Annotated in this window: 15 protein-coding genes; 9 read left to right on the top strand and 6 right to left on the bottom strand. The window is 69.7% G+C overall.

All coding sequences use genetic code 11. From position 1 onward, the window contains the following. Both A5780_RS03360 and A5780_RS03355 read left to right on the top strand, forming a co-directional pair. A partial coding sequence (locus tag A5780_RS03360) for a MiaB/RimO family radical SAM methylthiotransferase (RefSeq protein WP_369829505.1) occupies positions 1 to 1,129 on the top strand: 1,129 nt, incomplete at its 5' end. A 138-nt stretch (positions 1,130 to 1,267) separates the two neighbouring features. Then, positions 1,268 to 1,849 carry a hypothetical protein gene (locus A5780_RS03355; protein ID WP_063017477.1) on the top strand — a complete coding sequence of 194 codons (582 nt, stop codon included), beginning with the start codon at positions 1,268 to 1,270 and terminating at the stop codon, positions 1,847 to 1,849. A gap of 12 nt (positions 1,850 to 1,861) precedes the next feature. Here A5780_RS03355 and A5780_RS03350 read toward each other — a convergent pair whose 3' ends face one another. Together A5780_RS03350 and A5780_RS03345 are read right to left on the bottom strand one after the other, a co-directional pair. Next, the gene (locus tag A5780_RS03350; RefSeq protein ID WP_064901960.1) at positions 1,862 to 2,263 is read right to left on the bottom strand and encodes a nitroreductase family deazaflavin-dependent oxidoreductase; all 402 of its coding nucleotides are present in this window, start codon (positions 2,261 to 2,263) and stop codon (positions 1,862 to 1,864) included. 91 nt (positions 2,264 to 2,354) lie between these two features. Beyond that, positions 2,355 to 3,863 carry a DUF349 domain-containing protein gene (locus A5780_RS03345; RefSeq protein WP_064907674.1) on the bottom strand — a complete coding sequence of 503 codons (1,509 nt, stop codon included), beginning with the start codon at positions 3,861 to 3,863 and terminating at the stop codon, positions 2,355 to 2,357. A 198-nt stretch (positions 3,864 to 4,061) separates the two neighbouring features. Here A5780_RS03345 and A5780_RS03340 point away from each other — a divergent pair, with 198 nt between their 5' ends. The 5 genes from A5780_RS03340 to hflX all read left to right on the top strand — a co-directional run bounded on the left by A5780_RS03340 (position 4,062) and on the right by hflX (position 9,229). Next, on the top strand, positions 4,062 to 4,823 hold the full coding sequence (locus A5780_RS03340) for a hypothetical protein (protein WP_063017441.1): 762 nt from the start codon (positions 4,062 to 4,064) through the stop codon (positions 4,821 to 4,823). Continuing rightward, positions 4,820 to 5,743, top strand: a complete 924-nt coding sequence (gene miaA / locus A5780_RS03335) for a tRNA (adenosine(37)-N6)-dimethylallyltransferase MiaA (RefSeq protein ID WP_063017443.1) — start codon at positions 4,820 to 4,822, stop codon at positions 5,741 to 5,743. Before A5780_RS03340 ends, miaA begins: the two co-directional genes overlap by 4 nt. 44 nt (positions 5,744 to 5,787) lie before the next feature. Further along, a complete protein-coding gene (locus A5780_RS03330; protein WP_227462860.1) occupies positions 5,788 to 6,585 on the top strand; it encodes an RNA methyltransferase in 798 nt (265 codons plus the stop codon). A 66-nt stretch (positions 6,586 to 6,651) separates the two neighbouring features. After that, positions 6,652 to 7,533 (top strand): diaminopimelate epimerase, encoded by an 882-nt coding sequence (gene dapF, locus A5780_RS03325; RefSeq protein ID WP_064901958.1) that lies wholly within the window; start codon positions 6,652 to 6,654, stop codon positions 7,531 to 7,533. 94 nt (positions 7,534 to 7,627) lie between these two features. Beyond that, positions 7,628 to 9,229 carry a GTPase HflX gene (gene hflX / locus A5780_RS03320; RefSeq protein ID WP_082857335.1) on the top strand — a complete coding sequence of 534 codons (1,602 nt, stop codon included), beginning with the start codon at positions 7,628 to 7,630 and terminating at the stop codon, positions 9,227 to 9,229. Positions 9,230 to 9,273: 44 nt separating this feature from the next. On the opposite strand, the gene A5780_RS40595 is transcribed toward hflX, so the two are convergent. Then, positions 9,274 to 9,516, bottom strand: coding sequence for a hypothetical protein (locus A5780_RS40595; protein WP_181068487.1), 243 nt, complete (start codon positions 9,514 to 9,516; stop codon positions 9,274 to 9,276). On the opposite strand from A5780_RS40595, the gene A5780_RS03315 reads away from it, so the two are divergent. Both A5780_RS03315 and A5780_RS03310 read left to right on the top strand, forming a co-directional pair. Continuing rightward, positions 9,500 to 10,306: a lysophospholipid acyltransferase family protein gene (locus A5780_RS03315; protein ID WP_051755243.1), complete on the top strand. Its 807-nt coding sequence runs from the start codon at positions 9,500 to 9,502 to the stop codon at positions 10,304 to 10,306. The two genes, A5780_RS40595 and A5780_RS03315, sit on opposite strands and share 17 nt — an antisense overlap. Before the next feature lie 152 nt (positions 10,307 to 10,458). Further along, positions 10,459 to 11,604 (top strand): acyl-CoA dehydrogenase family protein, encoded by a 1,146-nt coding sequence (locus tag A5780_RS03310; RefSeq protein ID WP_063017447.1) that lies wholly within the window; start codon positions 10,459 to 10,461, stop codon positions 11,602 to 11,604. 99 nt (positions 11,605 to 11,703) lie between these two features. On the opposite strand, the gene A5780_RS03305 is transcribed toward A5780_RS03310, so the two are convergent. The 3 genes from A5780_RS03305 to A5780_RS03295 are packed head-to-tail and all read right to left on the bottom strand — an operon-like array spanning position 11,704 to position 13,199. After that, positions 11,704 to 12,330, bottom strand: a complete 627-nt coding sequence (locus A5780_RS03305; protein WP_063017449.1) for a UdgX family uracil-DNA binding protein — start codon at positions 12,328 to 12,330, stop codon at positions 11,704 to 11,706. Between the two features lie 16 nt (positions 12,331 to 12,346). Then, a complete protein-coding gene (locus A5780_RS03300; RefSeq protein WP_063017451.1) occupies positions 12,347 to 12,904 on the bottom strand; it encodes a type 1 glutamine amidotransferase domain-containing protein in 558 nt (185 codons plus the stop codon). Between the two features lie 31 nt (positions 12,905 to 12,935). Next, complete coding sequence (locus tag A5780_RS03295; protein WP_063017452.1) at positions 12,936 to 13,199, bottom strand: hypothetical protein; 264 nt, start codon at positions 13,197 to 13,199, stop codon at positions 12,936 to 12,938. Positions 13,200 to 13,439: the final 240 nt, after the last annotated feature.

The raw sequence follows: 13,439 nt of genomic DNA, 5'->3' as shown, positions 1-13,439 counted from the left end.
GGGAACCGCGACCGTCCCACCGATGATCTCGATGCGCAACGTGGACAAGCATTTCGGCGATCTGCATGTGCTGCGCGGCAAAGAGGTCGACCGGCGGCCGGGCGACGTGCTCGCCGAGGTGCAGGCGCTGGTGGATCAGGGCGTGCTCGAGGTGACGCTGCTCGGGCAGAACGTCAACTCCTACGGGGTGAACTTCGCCGAACCCGCACTGCCGCAAGGACATCCGGCCGACTTCGCGCCTGAACACCGGGACCGCGGCGCATTCGCGAAATTGCTGCGCGCCTGCGGCAGCATCGACGGGCTCGAGCGGGTGCGTTTCACCTCGCCGCATCCGGCGGAATTCACCGACGACGTCATCGAGGCGATGGCGCAGACTCCGAACGTGTGCCCGCAGTTGCACATGCCGCTGCAATCGGGTTCGGACCGGGTGCTCAAGGCGATGCGCCGGTCCTACCGCAAGGATCGCTACCTCGGCATCATCGAGAAGGTGCGGGCCGCGATGCCGCACGCCGCGATCACCACCGACATCATCGTCGGCTTCCCCGGCGAGACCGAGGAGGATTTCCAGGAGACTCTGGACGTCGTCCGGCAGGCGCGGTTCACCAGCGCCTTCACCTTCCAGTATTCGATCCGTCCCGGCACGCCCGCAGCCACCATGGCCGATCAGGTGCCCAAGGCAGTGGTCCAGGAGCGCTACGACCGGTTGATCGAACTGCAGGAACAGATCTCGCTGGAAGCCAATCGCGCGCTGATCGGCACCGAGGTCGAACTGCTGGTCGCCGAGGGCGCCGGCAAGAAGAACGCGGCGACCGCGCGGATGAGCGGCCGGGCGCGCGACGGCCGGCTGGTGCACTTCCGGCCCGGCGACGCGGCGATCCGGCCCGGCGATATCGTCACCGTCGACATCACCGAGGCGGCGCCCCACCACCTCATCGCCGACGGTCCGGTCCACGCCCACCGCCGCACCCGCGCCGGCGATGCGCACGAACGCGGTGTACTGCCGAAGACCGCACCGATCGGGGTGGGCCTCGGACTGCCGCGGATCGGTGCCCCGGAGACTCCGCCGGCGGCCGCCGGTTGTGAGACTCCGCCGGCGGCCGCCGGTTGTGACACCGGATGCGGGGCGTGACCGATGGCCGAACGCGGGAACGAGGACGCCGATCGCGACGCCACACCGGAGCGATCCGGTGACGCGTCCGCGCCGCAGCACCCGCACCAGCCACCGGCGCAGCAGCCGAACGATGCGACCGAGCCGAATGAGGAGAGCATGAACCCCGCAGAGTCGAAGGTCTTCGAGCAGTTCCGCGGCGACCTCGAGGCCGTCGAACGCAAGATCGCCGGCGAGATCGATCCCGGGACGCGGGCGATGGTGGTCGCGATCGCGGTGTTCGTCCTGCTGCTGTCGCTGGTCCTGCCGCATGCCGGCGCCGCCCGCGGCCTGGATGTGCTGGCCTTCGACAACCATGCGCAGGCCGAGCACATCGGGCTGCCGTCGCGGGTCTTCGAATGGTTCGTGGTGATCTTCGGGATCGGGTTCTCGTCGCTGGCGCTGGTCACCCGCCGCTGGGCGCTGGCTTGGGTCGCGGTCGCCGGATCCGCGGTGGGCAGCGTTTTCGGGGTGCTCTCGATCTGGCACCGCCAGACCCCCGGCCTCGGCAACTACCATGGCGCCGGACCGGGCATCGGACTGATTCTGGCCACGATCGGGATCGTGGTGCTGACCTTCCACTGGATCCGCGTGGTGTGGAGCCGGACCGCGCTCCAGCTCGAGGCCGAAGAGCGCCGGCGCATCGCGGCCGCCGAAAAGGAAGAGCAGGACCGGCGCCGGCTGTTCGGCGACGACAAGTAGCCGGTCCGGCGCTCAGCGTCGCAACGCCACCACGGGGATGGTGCGCTCGGTCTTCTTCGCGTGGTCGGCGAAGAACGGATACAACGCGGTGAGCTCCGTCCACGCCCGGTCGTAGTCGGCGCCCTGCAGCGGTACCGCGGTGGCCGGATAGGTCTCCCGGTCGACCTCGACCGTCACCGCCGGATCGGCGACGAGGTTCAGATACCAGTCCGGATGTTGCGGGGCGCCCACGTTCGAGGCGACGACGAGCAACCGGTCGCCGTCGGGATGGAACATCATCGGCGTGGTGTGCGGCGTCCCCGACCGCCGGCCGGTGGTGGTGAGAAGCACCAGACGATCCCGGTGCATCCCCTCGATCGGGCCACCGGCGCGGAACTGCTCGATAACGCCTCGATTGATCTCGCGGACATCCATGGTCGGCTCCTCGTCGAGATTGCCGCGGGGCGGCGGCGCGTACCGGCCGGTCGGCGGCGAACTCGACACCGCCGGCCGGCGAACGAACGGCTCAGCGCCGGCTGACCGCGCCCTCGGCGGCATCCGCCCATTCACGCCATTGCTTGGCCTGCTCGAGCGCCTTCTCGGCATCGCGCGTGCGGCCCGCCGCTTCGGCCTTGGCCGCCTGCTCCTCGAACTGGGCGACCCGCTCGCGGAACTGCGCCGCGCGAGCCATCGCTTCGGGGTCGGTACGCCGCCACTGGGCGTCCACCGCCTCGCGTACCCGCTTCTCCAGCGCCCGCAGTTTGCCCTCGAGTTCGTGCATGCGCTCGCGCGGCACCTTGCCGACCGCATCCCACCGCTCCTGCAGTTCGCGCAGGGCGGCGCGTGCGGAATCCAGTGTCGCGGAATCGGGTTCGATGTGCTCGGGGATGCGGTCCTCGTAGTGGCGCAGCAGTTCCTCCTTGGCCGCCGCGTTCTGCCCGAATTCGGCATCGCGTTCGGAGGCGGCGGCGTTGCGCGCGGCGAAGAACACGTCCTGGGCGCTTTTGAAGCGCCGCCACAACTGCTCGTCGGCCTCGCGGGGGGCGCGCCCGGCCGCCTTCCACTCGGTCAGCAGATCCCGGAAGACCGCGGCGGTGCCCACCCAGTCGGTGGAATCGGACAGCTCCTCGGCCCGCGCGCACAGTTCCTCTTTGCGTGCCTTCGCGGCGGCGCGTTCGCGATCGAGTTCGGCGAAGTGCGCGCCCCGGCGGCGGTTGAACGCCTCGCGCGCCTTGGAGAAGCGCCGCCACAGTGCGTCGTCGACCTTGCGGTCCACCCCGCGGATGGACTTCCACTCCTCGAGGATTTCACGCAGCCGGTCACCGGCCGCCTTCCACTGGGTGGATTCGGCGGCGATCTGCTCGGCCTCCGCGCACAGCGCCTCCTTGCGCTCGGTGTGCTCGTGCCGGGTGCGTTCCTTCTCCTCCTTGGCGTGGGCGGCCGCCTCGTCGGAATGTTCGATGATCGCCTGCAGACGCTGCGCCAGACCGTCCACATCGCCGATCACCGCCGCGGTGGGCAGGGATTCGGCGAGCGCGACGGCCGCGGCCTTGGTCTTGCGGGCGTCCGTGCCGGCCGCGAGGCGAGCCTCGAGCAGCGCGACCTCGGTGGCCAGATCGTCGAAGCGACGCCCGAAATGCGCCAGGCCCTCGGCGGCGTCACCGGCCTGCCACGAGCCGACGACGCGTTCGCCGCCGCCGGTTTTGACCCAGGCGGTGCCGTCGTCGTCGACCCGGCCCCATTCGCTGGGATCGCTGACGGTCGGCACGACCACCGGATGCGGATGCTCATGGGCGGGGCCGGGGACGGGAGCCGGTTTGACGTGGTGCGTCGCCGCCGGTTTCGCCGCCGGTTCGGCTCGCTGCGCCGCGGAGGGTTTGGGCGCGCCCGGCTTGGGTACTCCCGGGCGTGGCGCCGCGCCGGGCTTCGGGGCGGCATCGGCCGGAGTCGGACGCTTCGCGGCGGGATTGCTGGACTGCTGCGCCGCGCCGGTTTCCGGATGCACTGCCTTCTCGGTTCCGCTGTTGTCGGTCATCGCTCCTCATCCCTGCCGCGCGTCACGGCTGCCTGGTTACGCCCTAGCAGATCCCATTCAACCAGCCAATAGACAGAATTGCCCTCTCTTGCGAACGGTGGCGTGGACCGAGTGACGGTTGAGGGTGGTGGGAACACGATCACCCCGGGTGAGCGGCGGCCTCGGCTGCCGTTTCCCGGCGGCCGCTACCGTTGACGGGTGTTTCGTGTCGCCGCGCTGATTCCCTCGCCGCTCGTGCTGATTCCCGAACTGGGCGGCGCGACTCCGCTGACCGACGCCACCCACCCGGCCGCGCAGGTACCGCAACTGCGCGAGGCCGTCCTGGAGGCGGGGCGGCTGCTGGCCCGGCAGGCCCGGCACTGGACCATCGTCGGCGCGGGCACCGAGCCGACGACCGGCGTGGGCAGTTTCCGCGGCTTCGGCGCGGACGTCCGGGTCGCGTTGTCGGCGACGGACCCCGGCGGTGAGCCGCGATTCGACTGGCCGGCCGCGCTGCTGGTGGGCGCATGGCTGCGCGGACGGATCGCGGCCGAGGACGGCGAGGACATCGAGGCGCGGGCGCTGCCGGTCGATCCCGGCGCCGAGCCCGCCCGCTGCGTGGATCTGGGGGCCCGATTGCGCGGCGAGCTGGACGCCGACCCGCGCGCGCACGGTGTGCTGATCGTGGCCGACGGCGCCGCGACCCTGTCCACCACCTCGCCCGGATACCTCGATCCCCGTGCCGAGGGCGAACAACAGCGGATCGATGCCGCCCTCGACGCCGGTGACCGCGCGGCACTCGGCGCACTGGACCCGCGGCTGTGTGCCGAACTCGAGGTGGCGGGCCGTCCCGGCTTTCAGGTGCTGGCCGGTCTGTTCGGTATCGACACCGCCGATCCGAAGGTCGAAACCCTCTATCGCGCAGCACCTTTCGGTGTGGGCTACCACGCGTCGGTCTGGTATCCGGCGGGTGCGCGATGAGTGCGCCCATCGCCGTCATCGGCCCGACCGCGACCGGAAAGTCGGATCTGGCATTGGAATTGGCGGTTCGCCTGGACGGGGAGATCGTCAATATCGACGCCATGCAGCTGTATCGCGGCATGGATATCGGCACCGCCAAACTGCCGCCGCAGCAGCGCCGCGGCATTCCGCACCACCAGCTCGACGTGCTGGAGGTGACCGAAACGGCCACCGTCGCCGCGTATCAGGCCGCGGCCTCCGCCGACGTCGAGGACATTCTCGCGCGCGGCCGGGTGCCGGTCATCGTGGGCGGTTCGATGATGTACGTCCAGGCGCTGCTGGACGAGTGGGAATTCCCGGCCACCGACACCCGCGTCCGCGAGAAGTGGGAGGCGGTTCTCGAACGCGACGGGATCGCCGCCGTCCATGCCGCCCTGCGCGCCGCCGATCCCGTTGCGGCGCAGACCATTCTGCCCACCGACGGGCGGCGGATCGTCCGGGCGCTCGAGGTCGTCGAACTCACCGGCCGGCCGTTCGCCGCCTCGCAGCCGCAACGCGGCACGCCCCGATGGAATACCACGATCATCGGCGTCGACCGCGAGACCGCCGAGCTCGACGCGCGCATCGAGACCCGCACCGAGACGATGTTCGCGCAGGGTCTCGTCGACGAGGTGCGCGAATTGATCGGCCGCGGCCTGCGCCGAGGTCAGACGGCACGCCGGGCGATCGGTTACGCACAAGTCCTGGCTCATCTCGACAACGAATACGACCTGAGCCATGCGCGTGAGCGCACGCTGATCGGCACCCGCCGCTACGTGCGCCGGCAACGCTCGTGGTTCCGCCGCGACCCACGCGTGCACTGGGTCGACGGCGCCGATCCGCGCCTGGCGGATGCGGTACTGGCCCATGTGCTCGACGAACAGGAATCGATTCGGCAGTGACCCGCCCATCGACCACCCGCCCATCGACGACCCGTAATGCCTCCGTGGGGGAGTGGCGAGCCTATCTCGGCAACCGCGCCCGCCGACGGCGCGACGGCCGCTTTCTCGTCCACGGCCGCGAACCGATCACCGCGGCGGTGGCGAACGGCTGGCCGCTGGAGGCGGTGCTGTACCGCCTCGGCGCCCCGCTGCCGGCGTGGGCGCGCGAGGTGCTCGACAACGACGCGGTGCCGGCGATCGGACTGGTCGGTGACGCCCTCGACGAACTCGCCGAACCCGATACCGGCACACCGGAACTGGTGGCGCTGGCGCACACCCGCAGCCGGGACGGCTCGGAGGTCCGCCTCGATCCGGCACGTCCGGTGGTCGTGATCGATCGCCCGGCCTCCGCGCTGCGGCTGGGCAGTGTGCTGCGCACCGCGCACGCCTTCGGCGCCGCCGCGGTGGTGATCAGCGGTTCCGGCGCGGACGAATACGACCCGCGGTGTGTGCGCGCCTCGGCAGGCGCGTTGTTCGCGGTGCCGGTGGTGCGAGTGCCCGGACCGGCTGCCGTAGCCGAATTGCGGGCGGGCGCGGGAGTCCCGGCCCGGCTGGTCGGTGTCGGTGCGGACCCCGCCGACGAGCCGGTCGATGCGCACACCTTCGCGGATGCGACGATCATGGTGTTCGCCGACGACGGCGAGCTCGACGCGCGGTGGCGCGACGCATGCGACGAGATGGTGCGGATTCCGGCGGGTGCGATGCCGGTCACCCCTTGCGCCGTTTCGGTCGTGCTGTACGAAATATCCCGGCAGCGCCGGGTGTCGGTATCGAAGGTGAACGCCGGCGCGGCCGGTGAATAGTGCGGGACGGGTGGAGGAACGACGTCGATGAGCGAGCAGGTGCAGACGGTGTCCGGCGCGGCCGATATCGAATTCGGCAAGGGCCACGGGACCCAGAACGATTTCGTGGTGCTGCCCGACGCCGACGCCCGCCTGCGCCTGGCCCCCGACACCGTCACCGTGCTGTGTGACCGGCGCCGGGGCATCGGCGCCGACGGTGTGCTGCGCGTCGCCCGGGCGGGGGCGCTGGTGGAGCGCGGCGAGCTGGCCGAACTGCCCGACGGTGTGGCCGCGGCGGACTGGTTCATGGACTATCGCAACGCCGACGGGTCGATCGCGGAGATGTGCGGCAACGGCGTGCGCGTGTTCGCCCACTATCTGCTCGCCACCGGAATGCAGCGGGATACCGAATTCGTGGTCGGCACCCGGGCGGGCGCGCGCTCGGTGGTCGTGCATTCCTTCGACGAGGTGCACGGCGAGGTCACCGTCGGTATGGGCCCGGTGCGGATGCTCGGTGATTCCACCGCCACGGTCGCCGGCAGCGCGTTGGCCGGAGTCGGGGTCGACGTAGGCAATCCGCATCTGGCCTGTGTCGATCCCGGGCTCACCGCCGACGGGCTGGCCGCGCTCGACCTCTCCGTGCCACCCGGTTTCGATCCGGAGTTGTTCCCGCACGGCGTGAACGTGGAGATTCTGACCGCGCTCGGCGAGGACGGCGCGGTCGATATGCGGGTCTACGAACGCGGCGTCGGCGAAACCCGCTCCTGCGGCACCGGCACGGTCGCCGCGGCCGCCGCGGCGCTGACGAGTGCGGGCATCGATCCGGCGGCGGATTCGGCGCAGGTGCGGGTCCGGGTGCCCGGCGGTGCCGTCACCGTGGGCATCGATCACGGGCAGGCGTGGTTGCGCGGCCCCTCGGTGCTGGTCGGTTCCGGACACCTCGCCGGTGAGTGGTGGGCCGGCGCCTGATCCGTGTGAGCTGCGCCGTACCGGGGCCGCTCCCGGCGTCGGCCGGAAATATCCGAGTGCGCCCGATGGTTGTGGCGTGGGACCATGGAGGTGTATGAGGAAATCACAAACGTACGAGTTCACCCCGATCGAGCAGCTCGACTCGGAGACGGACGGCTACGCGGACCAGGACTACAGCATCGGCGATGACGACGCCGATACCGGCGTGAGCGATTACGACGCCGACGAGGACGACGGCAGCGGCTACTCCGGCAACGGCTGGGCGGCCGCGCCCACCGTCGGTGAACTGCAACTCGACGAACGCAGCGCGCTGCGCCGTGTCGCGGGGCTGTCCACCGAGCTCACCGACGTCACCGAGGTCGAGTACCGCCAGTTGCGACTGGAGCGGGTCGTGCTGGTCGGCGTGTGGACCGAGGGCAACGCCGCGCAAGCCGACGCCAGCATGGCCGAATTGGCCGCGCTCGCCGAAACCGCCGGCTCTCAGGTGCTCGACGCGCTGATCCAGCGCCGCGACAAGCCCGATCCGGCCACCTACATCGGCTCGGGTAAGGCCGATGAATTGCGCTCGGTGGTGCTCGGGACCGGCGCCGACACGGTGATCTGCGACGGTGAGCTGACCCCCGCGCAGCTGAACGCGCTGGAGAAGGTCGTCAAGGTGAAGGTCATCGACCGCACCGCGCTGATTCTGGACATCTTCGCCCAGCACGCCACCTCCCGCGAGGGTAAGGCGCAGGTGTCGCTGGCACAGATGGAGTACATGCTGCCGCGACTGCGCGGCTGGGGTGAATCGATGTCGCGGCAGGCCGGTGGCCGGGCCGGTGGTGCGGGCGGCGGTGTGGGTACCCGTGGCCCCGGTGAGACCAAGATCGAGACCGATCGCCGCCGGATCCGCGAGCGGATGGCCAAGTTGCGCCGCGAGATCAAGGAGATGAAGACCGCCCGCGACACCAAGCGGTCGCGGCGCACCTCCAGCGGCATCCCGGCGGTGGCGATCGTCGGCTACACCAACGCCGGGAAATCCAGCCTGATGAACGCCCTGACCGGCGCGGGCATCCTGGTGCAGGACGCGCTGTTCGCCACCCTGGATCCGACTACTCGCCGGGCCGCGCTCGACGACGGCCGCGAGGTCGTCTTCACCGACACCGTCGGATTCGTCCGGCATCTGCCGACTCAGCTGGTGGAAGCGTTCCGGTCCACCCTCGAGGAGGTCACCGGCGCCGATCTGCTGCTGCATGTGGTCGACGGTTCCGACGCGCTGCCCGATCAGCAGATCAAGGCCGTGCGTGAGGTGATCACCGATGTGCTGCGCGAGCAGGGCGAGGGATCCGGGCCGCCGGAGTTGCTGGTGGTGAACAAGATCGACGCGTTGGACGCGACGCAGCTGGCGCATCTGCGTGCGCAGCTGCCGGGCGCGGTGTTCGTCTCGGCCCGCACCGGCCGCGGCATCGACCAGTTGCGCGAACGGCTGGCGGAGATCCTCGGCGGGCTCGATGTCGAGGTGAGTGTGCTGCTCCCGTACACTCGTGGTGATCTGCTCGCGCGCATCCACTCCGACGGCCGCATCATCAGCTCCTCGCACGAGGAGGGTGGTACGCGGGTGCGGGCCCGGGTTCCCCGGGCGCTCGCACCGACCCTGTCGCAGTACGCGCACGCGGGCACCGTCGGCAGTGCGGAAGCAGCGGGGCCTTCGCACTGAAGCTTTCGTAGTCTGTGTGCCACAGTCGTTTCGGTAGAATCGCGTCACCGAACGGCTGCAGGGAGGGTGCAAATGTCCGGGAACGATGTCATGCCTGTCGATTCCACGCCTGTCGAATCCATGCCCATCGAATCCATGCCTGTCGAATCCACCGCCGAGCGCTCGCCGGCAACACCGGGGCAGTCCGCGTCGCCGGACGCTTCCGCCAGGCCGAGCGCTGCCGCGATGCCGAGCGTTCCCGCCACGCTCAGTGACGGAGCACCGTTGCGAATGACGGTGCCCGCCATCGATCTTCGCGTTTTCGACGCCCTGTCGACGCCGGTGCGGCTGTGGAACAGTCCGGTTTTCCACGGCCTGGACAACATTCCCGAGACCGGCCCGGTCATGCTCGTCGGCAACCACACGCTGCTCGGCGGCGTGGACGCGCCGCTGCTGGTGCACGAGATCTACCACCGCACCGGCCGGGTGGTGCGCGGCCTGGCGGAGAACGTGCTGATGCGGGTGCCGCCGGTGCGTGAGCTCGTGCACCGGATCGGCAGCGTGCGTGGTTCGCGCGACAATTGCCGCACCCTGCTCGACAACGGCGAGGCCGTCATCGTGTTCCCCGGCGGTGGCCGCGAGGCGATGCGCCGCAAAGGTGAGAAATACCACCTCAAATGGGAGGGGCGTACCGGCTTCGCCCGCATGGCGATCGAGGCCGGCGCGCCGATCCTGCCCACCGCGATGATCGGCGCCGACGACGTGTTCGACGTGGTCTTCGACGGCGATCATCCGGTGATGAGCCCGCTGCGCTGGACCGTCGAGGCGCTCGGAATCCGCGGCAATCTCACTCCGCCGCTCATGCGCGGAATCGGTCCCACCGTCGTGCCCCGGCCCGAACGGTTCTACTACTCGATCGGCACGCCCATCGAGACCACGCCGTGGCAGGACGCCACCGATCTGGACGCCGCCGCGGAGGAATTGCAGCAGGTGGTGCGCAAGGCGCTGGAGGAAGAGATCACCGCTCTGCTGGCCGAGCGCGATCGTGATCGCGGCCGCACCCTGTGGGGCCGCGTCCGCGGCGCTGTCGGACTGTAGAGGTTTACCCGCGTTCAGGGTGCGCGGAGATCACCTGCGGAAGCTTTTCGCACAGGTAGGCGACTTTTTTCGGATCTGAAGTGAACCGCGATTCCCCTTCCGGGTACCGTATGTGGCAGGCGAGTTGCCGATGTGGTCACTAGGAGGTTGGCGTGGAGCGCACCCTTTTCGAGCCCGAACACGATCTGTTCCGGGAGTCCTACCGTAAATTTCTGGATCAGCACGTCGCGCCGCACCATGCCGAGTGGGAGCAGGCGGGCGTCGTGGATCGCCAGCTGTGGCTGGAGGCCGGTAAGCAGGGTTTCCTCGGCATGGCCGTGCCCGAGGAGTTCGGCGGCGGCGGCGTCAAGGATTTCCGCTACAACGCGGTGATCACCGAGGAGACCACCAAGGGTCAGTACTCGGGTCTGGGCTTCTCGCTGCACAACGACGTGATCGCGCCGTATCTGCTGGAGCTGGCCAACGATGAGCAGAAGCAGCGCTGGCTGCCCGGATTCTGCTCCGGTGAGATCATCACCGCCATCGCCATGACCGAGCCGGGCACCGGTTCGGATCTGCAGGGCATCAAGACCCGCGCGGTGAAGGACGGCGACGACTGGGTCATCAACGGCGCCAAGACCTTCATCACCAACGGCATCAACTCCGACATCGTGATCGTGGTCGCGCAGACCGATCCCGAGAAGGGGGCGATGGGCTTCTCGCTGCTCGTCGTCGAGCGCGGCATGCCCGGCTTCGAGCGCGGCCGCAACCTCGACAAGATCGGTCTCAAGGCGCAGGACACCGCCGAGCTCAGCTTCACCGACGTGCGGGTTCCGGCCAAAAACCTGCTCGGCACCGAGGGCATGGGCTTCATCCACCTGATGCAGAACCTGCCGCAGGAGCGGATGTCGATCGCCGTGATGGCCGCCGCCGCGATGGAAGGCTGCCTGGAGACCACCATCCAGTACGTGCGCGACCGCAAGGCCTTCGGCAAACCCATCGGCGCCCAGCAGAACACGCGTTTCGTCCTGGCCGAGCTGGCCACCAAGACCACCGCGGTGCGCGTGCTGGTCGACCGCTTCATCGAGGCTCTCAACGCCGGCACGCTCTCGGCCGAGGATGCCGCGATGGCCAAGTGGTGGAGCACCGAGGAACAGCTCGACCTGATCACCAAATGCCTGCAGCTGCACGGCGGTTACGGTTACATGCGCGAGTACCCCATCGCCAAGGCGTATATGGATGCGCGCGTGCAGACCATCTACGGCGGCACCACCGAGATCATGAAGGAGATCATCGGCCGCTCCTTGAAGCTGAGCTGACGACACCGAGCTGACGTACTTCGGCTGCCCGTCTCCGGCAGCAACGGCCGCCGCCGGACCACCGGCGGCGGCCGTGGTGTGCCGCAAGCGTTTTCGCTCCTAGGAGCTCGTTCCGGACAGTGCGGTGGCCGCCTCGGTGAGGTCGGCGACCAGCCCGTCGTAGGCCTCGTCGCGATCGGGAGCGCGCAGCGCAGCGGCCGGATGGATGGTGGCCAGCGCACGGTGATCGTCGTGCGCGATCAGCCGCCCGCGGTCGCGGGTGATCCGGAAAGCGGGACCGAAGACGGCCTGGGCGGCCACCGCACCCAGGCAGACCACCAACCGCGGGCGGATCGCGTCGAGCTCGGCGGTCAGCCAGGGCGTGCACGCGACGATCTCGGTGCGCCCGGGCTTCTGATGGATGCGGCGCTTACCACGCTCGGTGAACTTGAAATGCTTCACCGCGTTCGTGAGATACACCGCGTCACGGTCGATTCCGGCATCGGCGAGGGCGCGATTCAGCAGCGTCCCGGCGGGGCCGACGAACGGGTGTCCGGCCAGATCCTCACGGTCGCCGGGTTGCTCGCCGATCATCACCATCGGGGCGTGCGCCGGGCCCTCGCCGAAGACGGTCCGGCTCGCATGCCGGTACAGATCGCAGCCGTGACATCCGCCCGCGGCCTCGCGCAATCGCGCGAGATCCGTGGTGTCCGGCACGAATTCCGCCGCACCCGGGGCTTTCACCATGATCGTGCCGTCACCGTCACTTCGCGCCCACTTCGGTCTCGATCGCCGAACAGAACGCGTCCAGATCGCGCGGATTGCGGGAGGTGATCAGCGTCCAGCCGTCCTGCGTCCGGACCACCTGCTCGTCGACCCACTGACCGCCCGCGTTGCGCACATCGGTCTGCAGCGACGGATACGAGGTCATGGTCTTACCGCGGATCAGATCCGCCTCCACCAGCAGCCACGGGCCGTGGCAGATCGCGGCGATCGTCTTTCCGGCGTCGGCGAATCCGCGCGCCAGGTCGACGGCCTCCTTGGTGGCGCGCAACTTGTCGGCGTTGACGGTGCCACCGGGCACCACCAGCGCGTCGAAATCGCTCACCGATACCGAGGCCAGATCGGTGTCCGGGTCGACGGTGGTGTCGGCTTCGGTGTCGTGCACGAAGGTCTGCACCGCATCGGTGGACGGGGCGGCGTGGGTGACGCGAATTCCGTTGGCGCGCAACTGCTTCAGGGGTTCCAGCAGCTCGTCGCGTTCCACACCGGTCTGTGAGGTGACCACCAGGACGGTGGGCTCTCGGTCGGGTCGGCTCATCTCGTCTCCTTCTCGGGGCTCGCGCGGGCGCTCAGGCGCCCTGCATGCGAATCAGCGTGTTGAGTAGTTCGGCCTGCTCGGCCAGTTCGTGCTGATCGGGGTGGTCGCCGATGCGGTCGGCCAGTTCGGGGCGCCGGATCAACTCCATTCCGTCCGCACCACTGTCGGTGGCGAGCCGGACCCGGCCTTCGGTCAGCACCAGGCGGGTGCCGGGGCTGCCCGCGTCCAGCAGCATCCGCAGATCCTCGGCGGTGACCTGCGGATGCGTTCCAGGGGTCTGCTCATCGGATGTCATGTCCGGCGGGTGCCCGGCGCGGGGCCGGTGAAACACCGGCCTGCTGAACCGGTGGCCGCGGATCACGGCCGGGTACGGACGGGTTCGGGTCGGGCGTTGGGCCGGGGATCGGGCGGCCAGGATCAGGCGGCGGCTCGGGAATGGGCTCCGGAGGTATCGGTCGGCCGGGGTCGGGCGGCGGCTCCGGAACGGGCTCCGGAGGGACCGGTCGGCCGGGGCTCGGCGGCGGAGGGCCGGGGA

Source organism: Nocardia sp. 852002-20019_SCH5090214 (assembly GCF_001665865.1).
Taxonomy (GTDB): Bacteria; Actinomycetota; Actinomycetes; order Mycobacteriales; family Mycobacteriaceae; genus Nocardia; species Nocardia nova.
The sequence above is the reverse complement of the archived record's forward strand: the minus strand, read 5'-3'. Positions and strand labels throughout refer to the sequence as shown.